The sequence below is a fragment of the Mesorhizobium sp. AD1-1 genome (genome assembly GCF_020164655.1).
GTDB classification, from domain to species: Bacteria; Pseudomonadota; Alphaproteobacteria; order Rhizobiales; family Rhizobiaceae; genus Mesorhizobium; species Mesorhizobium ciceri.
Window position 1 is genome coordinate 45284 of sequence record NZ_JAIUGP010000024.1, and the last position, 10216, is coordinate 55499.

Annotated in this window: 14 protein-coding genes; 4 read left to right on the forward strand and 10 right to left on the reverse strand. The window is 61.7% G+C overall.

Features of this window, described 5'->3' with window-relative positions:
- Positions 1 to 24 precede the first annotated feature (24 nt).
- The gene (locus LB519_RS29865; RefSeq protein ID WP_013530629.1) at positions 25 to 327 is read right to left on the reverse strand and encodes a DUF1236 domain-containing protein; all 303 of its coding nucleotides are present in this window, start codon (positions 325 to 327) and stop codon (positions 25 to 27) included.
- A gap of 619 nt (positions 328 to 946) precedes the next feature.
- The gene (locus LB519_RS29870) at positions 947 to 1165 is read right to left on the reverse strand and encodes an exopolysaccharide production repressor protein (RefSeq protein ID WP_318011978.1); all 219 of its coding nucleotides are present in this window, start codon (positions 1163 to 1165) and stop codon (positions 947 to 949) included.
- 327 nt (positions 1166 to 1492) lie between these two features.
- On the opposite strand from LB519_RS29870, the gene LB519_RS29875 reads away from it, so the two are divergent.
- Together LB519_RS29875 and LB519_RS29880 are read left to right on the forward strand one after the other, a co-directional pair.
- Positions 1493 to 1780, forward strand: a complete 288-nt coding sequence (locus LB519_RS29875; protein ID WP_024501725.1) for a hypothetical protein — start codon at positions 1493 to 1495, stop codon at positions 1778 to 1780.
- Positions 1781 to 2744: 964 nt separating this feature from the next.
- Positions 2745 to 3044, forward strand: a complete 300-nt coding sequence (locus LB519_RS29880; protein ID WP_013530625.1) for a DUF1236 domain-containing protein — start codon at positions 2745 to 2747, stop codon at positions 3042 to 3044.
- 593 nt (positions 3045 to 3637) lie between these two features.
- On the opposite strand, the gene LB519_RS29890 is transcribed toward LB519_RS29880, so the two are convergent.
- Complete coding sequence (locus LB519_RS29890) at positions 3638 to 4189, reverse strand: isochorismatase family protein (RefSeq protein WP_024501726.1); 552 nt, start codon at positions 4187 to 4189, stop codon at positions 3638 to 3640.
- Between the two features lie 111 nt (positions 4190 to 4300).
- Positions 4301 to 4504, reverse strand: a complete 204-nt coding sequence (locus tag LB519_RS29895) for a hypothetical protein (protein ID WP_024501727.1) — start codon at positions 4502 to 4504, stop codon at positions 4301 to 4303.
- A gap of 35 nt (positions 4505 to 4539) precedes the next feature.
- Here LB519_RS29895 and LB519_RS29900 point away from each other — a divergent pair, with 35 nt between their 5' ends.
- Together LB519_RS29900 and LB519_RS29905 are read left to right on the forward strand one after the other, a co-directional pair.
- Positions 4540 to 4629 carry a hypothetical protein gene (locus tag LB519_RS29900; protein WP_081714185.1) on the forward strand — a complete coding sequence of 30 codons (90 nt, stop codon included), beginning with the start codon at positions 4540 to 4542 and terminating at the stop codon, positions 4627 to 4629.
- 204 nt (positions 4630 to 4833) lie between these two features.
- Entirely contained in the window at positions 4834 to 4929 is a 96-nt protein-coding gene (locus LB519_RS29905) for a putative RiPP precursor (protein ID WP_127255804.1), read from the forward strand.
- Between the two features lie 34 nt (positions 4930 to 4963).
- Here LB519_RS29905 and LB519_RS29910 read toward each other — a convergent pair whose 3' ends face one another.
- From LB519_RS29910 to LB519_RS29935, 6 genes are all read right to left on the reverse strand, one after another.
- A complete protein-coding gene (locus tag LB519_RS29910) occupies positions 4964 to 6160 on the reverse strand; it encodes a hypothetical protein (protein WP_224621840.1) in 1197 nt (398 codons plus the stop codon).
- 193 nt (positions 6161 to 6353) lie between these two features.
- Positions 6354 to 7124 (reverse strand): exodeoxyribonuclease III, encoded by a 771-nt coding sequence (locus LB519_RS29915; protein ID WP_127365689.1) that lies wholly within the window; start codon positions 7122 to 7124, stop codon positions 6354 to 6356.
- A 4-nt stretch (positions 7125 to 7128) separates the two neighbouring features.
- The gene (locus LB519_RS29920; protein WP_224621841.1) at positions 7129 to 7773 is read right to left on the reverse strand and encodes an alpha/beta family hydrolase; all 645 of its coding nucleotides are present in this window, start codon (positions 7771 to 7773) and stop codon (positions 7129 to 7131) included.
- A gap of 223 nt (positions 7774 to 7996) precedes the next feature.
- Entirely contained in the window at positions 7997 to 9112 is a 1116-nt protein-coding gene (locus LB519_RS29925) for a tetratricopeptide repeat protein (RefSeq protein WP_224621842.1), read from the reverse strand.
- Positions 9109 to 10014, reverse strand: coding sequence for a Ku protein (locus tag LB519_RS29930; protein ID WP_013530615.1), 906 nt, complete (start codon positions 10012 to 10014; stop codon positions 9109 to 9111). The genes LB519_RS29925 and LB519_RS29930 overlap by 4 nt, the downstream gene beginning before the upstream one ends.
- Positions 10015 to 10023: 9 nt before the next feature.
- Positions 10024 to 10216: hypothetical protein (locus tag LB519_RS29935; RefSeq protein WP_224621843.1), on the reverse strand; the 193-nt coding region annotated here is incomplete at its 5' end.

The following is a 10216-nucleotide window of genomic DNA, read 5'->3' on the forward strand; positions in this document are numbered from 1 at the left end:
CCAAGGTCCAGTACTGCGGGATCCCTAGTGCAGCACTTCAACAATCTGGCGGGTCTCCGGATCGACGAGGACCGTCTGGTCGTTGATCACCGCGACGCGGTATTTGACGTCGGGCACCTCACGCAGTTCGACCGTATCCGGCACCGACGAGCCGAGCTTGAGCTCGACGCCCAGAAGGTTCACCGAGGCAAGCGGTTCTCTCTTGATGTATTCGCGAACGACTGTCTCCTGCTCCGGCTGGACGACGACGACGTTTTCCGCCAGCGCCGCACCAATCCCGCCCATCAGGACGACGGCGGTCGCCGCGCTCGTAAGATAAAGTCTCATGGCCATCTCCTAGTGATAACTGAATTCCGCCCTCCATAAAAACTCCACCGCTGCCAAGCGGTTCCATCGTAACTTCAGAATTGGAGATATTACGATTGCAGACTGGATATTGATTGGTTGCTGATCAAACGTTCGGCAGACAGCGTTCAAGAGTTTGAAAACTTGCACAGATATGTACGGATATTTAGAGGGAAAAAATTCAATCTGAGCACCAGTGCGCCAAATCGGCCGCGCATCCGCCTCTTCATCTGGACGATTTGAAAGGCTCCGGCACGAAAAGGGCTCGCCCCGCCGGGAGCAGAGCGAGCCATAACGGCACCGATGGAGGCGGCAACCTCATCGACACTGCCAGAGAACGCGAAGCATCAGCACTTGTTCCCAACCTGTCGGCCTGAGCACAATGCGGAGCGGTCGCGCATGCGTCCTGTTCCCATGATAACGCTGGGCCGAAATCTCCAGCAGGGATATGCTCAGAAGGCGCCGTCTCAGCGACCAAACACCTTGCCGTCGGTCGTGATCGCGCTGGTGGCGACGTTCCCCGAGTTTGCCCGGTCGCACGCGCTCGAGTGGACGGCCTGGTATGGAAACGCCATTCCTGATCGGTCCTGGTCACCCGGTCTCAAAGCTGGACACCGTCGCGATGCAATGGCGGAAAGGCGTCTACCGGATCCTGGCTCGGCACGATGTCATGTGCGCGCCTGAAGATCAGCCTCACGACGAGCACGAAGTAGCCGACCTGCAGGACAAGCAGCGTCGCTATCGTCCAGGCAAATGCCTCCCAGAAGGAGCCGGTGGTCATATAGGTCCAGACCGCGACGATGGCGGCCGTGGCTGACATTCCTACGAGAAACTGTCCAAAATACATGGTTTCCAAAACCGTCGAAACCGCGCCGGTTCCAACCAGTCCCTGCCTCATTTCATTTCCCGCGGACAACATTTCATTATTTTAGCAACTTCGCAAGTAAGGGGTCAGTCGCCGCAATGCGTTCTCCATTTGCGAGGCAACTTGGCAACCGTGCGGGCCGCGGCCGCGGTGCTGGCGGGGCTGGGCTGACACGCCAGCCGTCGACAATCCAGCAACACGCCCGGTCTTTGCACTTCGGGTCCGGAACAAACGCCGGCACGCCGAGTTTCGCCTCCAGTTCTTCAACGATTGGAGGCCAGCATGGCACCTCGCAACAAACCAGGCGCCGACATCGAAGATGACGCACCGCGGGCCGATGGGCCGACCATCGAGCAGCAGGATTGGGATGCAATCAAGGGCGGCGAGATCCTGCCAGAGTCCGCGCCGGAAAACGGCGACATGCGTTACGGCGTCGAAAAAGACGGCGATCTGCCGGACGAGGACGACGATAACGCGTACCAGGACAGCGACGACGCCCTCCCCGATGATGAGGAAGAAGCCGCAATCACGCACGATCAGACCCGAGAGGGCGGATTTGACGAGACGTAAGCTATTCGTCGCCCGAGACATGACTGCCTGTTGTTGAACTTGCCAAAGCCACATTTTCCATGCCCGGTTCGCGGGCGATTTTGCTTGGCCAGCTAAGTTTTCCGCCCAGGCAATATATCAGGTTTACCTAAAGTAACGGAACATCCAAGGGACATTATCGGAACTGAACAAGGCCCCTTGGACCTTTGCGCTTGGCAGATAAGACCTTGGTCCTACAGGAAAAAGCAAAAGCCCAAAGTGACCGATTGAGGCTTCCAACGAGGGAACATCGGGCCTCGCTTGTCGTTTGTCGCAGAACTCGGCACCGCCGGGTGTCTGGAGAACGCCGCGATGGCCCACCGATCCACCATCATCAAGACAGGCTATGGCCCAGGAACGGCGATTGCCGTGCTCATGGTTGGATTGACGGCGGTGGGCATCGTGTTCCTCATTCTCGGCAGTTAGCTTTACTTCAGCGAGCAGCCTACGGATCAACGTGTCTTGTCTTCGCCGCCGGCTCGATCGATACACACGGCCCGATAACCGAGCGGCAAACTGGATGAGCAACTGCTGGACGATAGCGACGAGCAGGCCGGCGTATGGTGAAGATAGAGGGTTCGCCAGGCGCCGAAGCGGCTTGCGAACCCTCTCAGCGCAGGAAGGGACGTTGCTGCGCCGATCGACGACATGTCAGCCAAGGACTATTCCCATCACCAGAAAGGTAACGGCTGTCGCGAAAATCGGTGCGAGCAACCAGCGCGCTTGGCCAACACTTTTGTCCATCTGTTTCTCCGAATTCCGGGAGACAAACAGCCGTGAACAGAGAGCCGTTCCCGTCGGTAAGACCAATGCGCTCTCGGGCCAGACTTAAGTCGCAGACAGCATCCGACCGAAGCCCAGTCTGAGGAACATTTTCAGTTGGCTCAAGTTCAGTTGCCGTCAGCGTTGGACGATCTTGTCATGCTGACTCGCAAGGAGAAACAGTATGAAAATGCACCTAACGGGCGCCGCAGCGGCGCTGTTGCTGTTGGCCGGAGTGGGCGCCGTTGCCGCTCAGGACGTTGTCATCCAGCCTGAACAGGACACGGTCATCCGCGAGTATGTGAAGAAGCAGCCCCTCGCTTCGGTCAAGATTCCCGGCGTGGAACTGAATGTTGGTAGCGCGTTGCCGGACACGGTCGAGCTTCATGAGATCCCCGACGTCAAATACCGCTACGTGGTGGTCGACAACCGCACCGTCCTGGTGGATCCGGGCACCCGCAAGATCGTCAAGGTCTACGACTGAACTTGGAATTGTCCCAAACCCGCCGCCAGCCATGGCGGCGGGTTGCCCATGTCAGTTTCCAATCAGGACGAGTGAAGATGATAAGCAAAGCTGTGACATCCCCTGCTTTGGGCGTTCGCCTGGCCGATCTCCAGGCCCGGATGCGCGATGCAGGGTGACGGATGCCGAAATGAAAACCTTTCAAAAGGTCGCAGCCATCATGGAAGATCGTCACGGCCGGATCGATGGCGACGACCTGATTGCGGTGTCGTTCCTCGCCGATCCGGTGCAGCACCGGCAAACGCCTTGAACGACATTCCCAGTAACCAGCAGACTTTTTGACTCCCGGACCGGGAAAGCGCGCCGAAAGTCTCAGCCGAATCCGCCCTTTTGCTCCGGCCTATTCCGCTTTCGCGGAAGTTTCGAGCGGCACGCAATGTGCAATGTTGCTAATGCGGCGGTACGAGCCGCCCTGGTTGACGCGGGCGCCCGAGCCATCCCAACAATGCGCCCCCCCGTCCGCGTCGACCACGGCAGGCGCCCGGCGCTGTCTTCCCTCGCGAAGTCCTCAAGCCGGCCTGCCTGATAATGCGGCCTGCGGCGACGTTCGGGCTTCAGCCGCCGACAAGCGCCTTTGTGGTCACCAGATTGACGCCGGCCTCGGCGAATTCGCCATTGTGCCTGATGATGACCTGCTCGGCACTCTCGCTGGCATTGTCCAGCGTGCTGTGCGCATCGGACACCACGGTCACGCCGAGCCCTCTGGCGATCGCGCCCTTGATCGTCGCGGCCACGCAAAAATCGGTCTGCGCGCCCAGGAGCACGACAGCACCCGCACCCTGCCCGGCAACCCAGTCGCCGAAAGCGGGATTGCTGAAAGCATCGCGCACGGATTTGGCAAAGGTCGGCTCGTCCGCAGCTTGGCCAAGTGCGGGCCAAACCGGCCAGCCCGGCTGATCCGGTGCCAACGGATCGCCTTCGGGTCCATCATGCCTGACAAATGCGACCTTGCGCCCGCTGCGCCGCGCCCAGTCGATCACCGCTTTGGTGCGCTCGACTATGCCTGGCGCATCATGGATCGGCGGTTCGTGCACGCCGTCGAACATACCGGTCTGGAGATCGATGACGATGAGCGGCGCGTTGTCTGGGAGGCTGGATGCTGGCATGGGCTTTACATAGCACGGCGGACAAGGTGATCAAGATTTGCCCATTCCGACGCGCCGGCAAACAGCACGACGCCGTCACCGCCGTTGGGCGGCCAGTCGCGGGTGGTGCGATCATTGCCGCCAGTCAGCACCGCGGCGGACGCCCGCATAGATCGGGCCGGTCTTGCTGTCGAACAGCGCGATCTGGTGGCCGGTGTCCATGCCCCATAGCCGGGCCGTGCCGTCGAGCGAGCCGGAGGCCAGGCGCTGGCCGCCAGCCGATAGCGCCAGGAGGGCCGCCGTCGGCGCCCGGCTTGGTTGACACATATCGCGCATCTGCCATGCTCGCCGAGGATTCAGGAGAGATCACGATGAAGAAGACTTACGCGAAGCCGACTTTCGTCAAGAAGGGCAAGCTTTCCGCCGTCACGGCAAACGCCCCGAGCAGCGTCACGCTTTAATCCGGCGCATCTCTGGTGGATCGCGCCGGCGCTGGAGAGCAAACTCCAGGTGCAATGGGTTTTGGGATGGCCCGAAACAAAGAATAGGGACCCTGGCCCCTTGTCGCGCATTGTTGGGTTTATTGTTTGTTGCTTTCAGCTCGCATGGTTGACAGATGGCCGCAGTATGGCATCATCAGGCTGGGATTTTAGGAGAGTCTGAAAATGAAGAAAACCTATGCAAAGCCGACATTTTTGAAAAAAGGCCGTCTTTCAGCGATCACGGCGTTAAACGGCGCCTCCAATCCGACGCCACAATAATTCCAGCACCGCCTGAGCCTGACGCTTCCAAATCTCAACGCGTCAGGACCAAGTCGTCCACGACCATTTGCCAATAGTGCTTCGTCGACAGGCGAACACGCGTTACAGCTTTGAGCATCGGGGCATAGTGCAACGGCGTCAGCGCCGACAGCGTGATCTGATCGCTTGCAATCAGCTGCTCGCCAAGCCAGCTTTCGATCAGCGCCACCTCCCCTTCCGACGCCAGCCAGGCGGCGCTCAGCATGACCGAGTGAAAGCCGAACGGCCGTTCGCAGCTGAATTCGGCAGGCAGCCCGCTGCTGGTGTAGAGCACATGGTCACCGGAGACGTTGCCATTGACATAGCCCTGGCTGTCCTTGGTGTAGTCGCGCGCCATCGCATTCAGGTTGCGCCACGCCAATCCGGCATGACCGGCCGGAATTTTCCTGAAGGTGCGCGACGTCACATCGTCGAAACCGATCGTTTCGAGAGCGGCATCAGTGGCAATGCCGGCGCGTTGCGCGGACAGCAGGCCGAGATCCGTCGAGTAGGGCGACAGCGTCAGCCGCCGCTCCAAGCCTTCGCCACTGATGCTGACCGTGTCGGCTTCTTCAGCCATGTCGAAGCTGAAGACGGCACCCGGCGCCAGTGTCCGCGTCTCCAGGACGTGCCCGTCCCCCGACACGGAGACGGTCGCAGGTCCATCGCCGGCAACGCGCCCGCTGACGCGGCGCGGCGGCGCCAGACCGACCGGCAGCAGCATCTCCTGTGATACCATCCCGGCCGGCGAACCCGGCAGCGGCAGGAAGTGTCGGGACTGAATGTCGTTTTCGCTTTTCGCCTGCCAGCCGGGCGGCACCGAAACCACAAAGCGCCAGTTGCCCGGCTTGCGGATCACGGCCTTTCTGCTTTTCACCGACATGGGGAAATTGGCAAAGCCGGCATTGTTGGTGCGCGCGGACGCGGCGAGCTTGCCGGCTTCGTCATACAGCCGCACCATGATCCCGGCCATCGGCCGGTCTCCGGCGCCGTATTTGCCGTCGCGATCGACATCGAAATAGACGAAGGACGAGTAATTGAGCATGCCCCCGCGGCCGCTCCAGTCGGTGCGGGCGGCATAGTCGGCAGCCGGATTGGTCAGCCGCCGTCCCTTGCGGCGGCTGCGCTTCCGCCACAGCCGCCAGGACACGACAGCTGCCGCAAGCACCACAATGGCGGCGAACAGTATCTCGACAGCGCCCAAGTCAGGCATGGAGCCTCGTTTCACAGATCTCGTGGAGGATTGCGTTCATGGGCGATCCGGCTGCGTTGGAATACTTTGCCGACAGGTTATTGCATGTCGGCCAAAAGCGAACCCGGGTTTGGGACAGCGACATGCATCAAGACAAAAGACTTAAAGCGCGTTGCATGGATCCGTTCAAGCGCGACGCATGAAAGCAGTCGCCTTACTTCAATTCCACCCACACCGGCGCATGGTCGCTGGCACCGTCCTCGCCGCGCACGTCGCGGTCGATGCCGGCGGCGGTCAGGCGGCGTGCCAGTTTCTTCGACAGCAGGATGTGATCGAGCCGGAGGCCCGCATCGCGCGGCCAGCGGTTGCGGCGATAGTCCCAGAATGTGTAAAGCGTTTCCTTCGGATGCTTCTTGCGCAGGGCATCAAGCCAACCCTGGTCGAGCAGGCGCCGGAACGACGCCCGGCTTTCCGGCTGCACCAGCGCGTTGTCGTCATAGGAGCGGGTGGCGTAGATATCGCGCGGCTCGGGCACGATGTTGTAGTCGCCGGCCAGCACCACCGGCAGGCCGGTGTCGAGCAACTGTTCGGCATGCGCCTCCAGCCGCGCGTGCCAGGCGAGCTTGTAGGCGAATTTCGGGCCGGGCTGGGGATTGCCGTTCGGCGCATAGAGGCAAGCGACGACAATGCCATTCACCGCCGCCTCGATGTAGCGGCTCTGCCTGTCGGCTTCGTCGCCGGGCAAGGCATCGCGGGTCAACACGGGCTCGGCACTCCGCGCCAGGATGGCAACGCCGTTCCAGGTCGGCTCGCCCTTCCACACCGCGCCATAGCCGGCCGCCGCCAATGCCGAGCGCGGAAACTGCATGTCGCGTGCCTTCAACTCCTGCAGGCACACGACATCGGGCTTTGCCACAGCCAGCCATGCCAGCAGGTTTTCAAGCCGGCTGTTGATGTTGTTGATGTTGAAGGAGGCGATCTTCATCGCTTCAGGAAGCGACCCGACCCGACCACGCCTTGACCGTCCCGGCCAGCGTCTTCAGATGATCGGCGGTCGAAAACCCCGAAACACTCTTGCGAGGCTTGAGATCGTGGTCACCGTCCTCCAGCCAGATCACTTCGATGCGATCGGAAAGGTCATAAGTCGCAACCTCGTCCCTGGTGCCGAACTCGTCGCGGGTGCCCTGGAAGATCAGCGTCGGCGTCTTCAGATCGGCGAGGTGTTTGGTCCGCAATTGCTCGGGCTTGGCCGGCGGATGGAAGGGATAGCCGAGGCAGACCAGCCCTGAAATCTCGCCCTTGGCAAACATCTCGTCGGCGACCATCGAGGCGACGCGCCCGCCCATCGACTTGCCGCCGATGACGAGCGCGCCGGTCACGCCCTTCGCCCTGAGGTCGGCTATCGCCTTGATATATTCCGGGTTGACCGTCTCGGCCCGCGGCGGCGGCTTGCGGTGGCCATAGCGGCGGGCAGCCATATAGTGGAACTCGAAGCGGGCGACCTGGAAGCCGGCTTCGGCCAGCGCCTTGGCGGTGGCGGTCATCGAGGGAGAATCCATCGCCGCGCCCGCGCCATGGGCGAGCAGGATGGTGACCGGGGCACTGTCGGGACCGTCGAAGAGAAAGGTGGTCATGGTCTGATGTCCTGCGCGACGGCGACGCTGCCACTCTTCCCCCTCGTGAGGGAGATGCCCGGCAGAGCAGAGGGGGCGTGAAGAAATGCCAGCCTTCGGTCAAGCTTGCGTGCGGGAAAACGCTCCGAAATTGGCCGATCTGTTGGCGGGACAGCGCCCCCCTCTGCCCTGCCGGGCATCTCCCCCACAAGGGGGGAGATCGGCTGTCATCGCTAATCATCCCTCACCCCGCCGTACGCGCCAACTGCAGATCCACGAACTGCACGCCCTTGGCCGCCATCCGCGACCACTCGGACTCCGCATCGAGTTCGAGATAGCGCACCCACAGCCGCCGCGCCTCCGGCAGATCGCCGGCGTCGAATTCGAGCCGGGCGAGGTTGAACACCGGATCGGCATAGTTTTTGTCGAGCGCGATCGCTTTCTGCAGGTGCCTTCGCGCCGAGGCCTCGCGGCCCTGCTCGCTCATCAGCCCAGCGAGGTTGAACCAGGCCTCGACGAAGGTCGGATCGAGTTTTATCGCATTGATATAGGCATGCGCGGCGTCCGCCGCGTGGCCGCCCGCGCGCAGGCAGTTGGCGCGGTTGAAGGCGGCGATCGCATCACTCGGATCGATGGCGAGACAGCGCTGGTAGAGTGCGGCTGCCCCATCATGGTCGCCACCCTCCTCCGCCGCTTCGGCCTCGGCAAACAACTCTTCCAGTGTGTCGTCGCCTGCCGAACCGGCGCTGCCCAAATCGAACAGAAGCTGTCCGTCGAGTTCGCTCTGGCCGCCTTCGAGATAGATCGCATCGGCGCGCCCATGCTGCGAGCCGACATTGAGCGACTTGGCGGTCAGCGACGCCACCGGGCCGGAGCGGTGGACGGAGCGCGCGATCGCCCCCCATGTCGCGCCGCCGGCGACGAGCCCTGCATATTTGCGCGCCAGGATCAGGTCGCGGAAGGAATAGGGTTCTGCGTCATGCTCGAACGCATCGAACAGTGACAACAAATCGAGCTCGGCGCCGGATAGCCGCGATTGCTCGATCAGCGATTGCCGCGACAGCGAAGACGCCTCCGGTGCCTTCATCAGCCCAAGCAGGCGCAGGAATCCGTTCTCGCTGAGGAGCTTGTGCCCGGCCCCGCGCTCGGCGGCGACACGGCGCTCGATCTCGGCATCGCCGTTCCTGGAGAGCCCGGCCTTAGCGAGCAGCGTGCGGCCGCACACGACATGCGTGGTGCGCCTGGTGACGCCGCGCCGCAGCTGGCCGTGCTGGCGTTCGACTTCACGCGCGGCCAGTCTGAGCGGAAACGCCGCCAGCGCGCCGATGGTGCCGAAAACAGCGCCGGCCGGTGCCGTCATTTCTTGCTCTTGCCGACCGCCTTCAGCAGATTGGCCTTCAGCGGATTTTCAGCAGCACCACCCGCTGCCGCTTTCTTTGCAGCTGGCTTGGCAACCTCGTCGGCCTTGCTCTTCGACTTGGCCGGCGGCTTCGATTGCGACAGGCTCGCCTTCAGCGCATCCATCAGGTTGATGACATTGCCGCGCTCCGGTGCCGCCGCAATGATCGGCTTGTGGCCTTTCAGCTTCTCGCGGATCATCATCATGAGTGCCGCCTCGTAGCGGTCCTCATAATTCTTCGGATCGAAGGTGGTTTCCTTCTGCTTGATCAGCGCTTCGGCGAGCTGCAGCATTTCGGGGTCGGGCTTGCCAGCTGGAATATTGCCAAAATATTCAGCCGTCCCGCGCACTTCGTTCGGGTTCCTCAAGGTGCACACGAACATGCCGTTCTCGCGCGCGCCGATCGTCACCACGCGCTCGCGGCTCGACAGCACAAGGCGGGCGATGGCGAGCTTGCCGGATTTGCGCATCGCTTCGCGCAGCACGGCGAAGGTCTCTTCCGCCATCGCGCCGTCGGGCGCCATGTAGTAGGGCGCGTCCTGGTAGATGACGTCGACCTCGTCCTCGTCGACGAAGGCCTCGATGTTCATCGTGTGATTGGATTCGATGCGCACCGCGTCGAGGTCTGCATCATCGATGATGATGTACTGCTTGTCCTCGTATTCGTAACCCTTGACCAGATCAGCACGCTCGACGAGCCCTAGTTCGGGGTCGACCGGCTTCATGTTGATGCGGTTATGGGTCTTCTTGTGCAACTGGTTGAACGAGATGCGCTCGCTGGCGCTGGTGGCGGGATACAACCGCACCGGACAGCTCACGAGGCTGAGTTTGAGGTAACCTTTCCAACTTGCCCTGGGCGCCATGAAACACTCCTACGCGGTCATGCACTGACAAAGACCTGCAGCGCTTTCGTCCGAGGACGATTGAGGCTGAGCAAATCCTACACCGACCGCACACAATACCGGCAAATCCCTGACGAAATCTTCCGCCATGCATTTGAGGTCGTGGACAGAGAATAATTCAAATTGTTGGAAGCGTCGATGGACTGGAATTTGAAACGCTGGC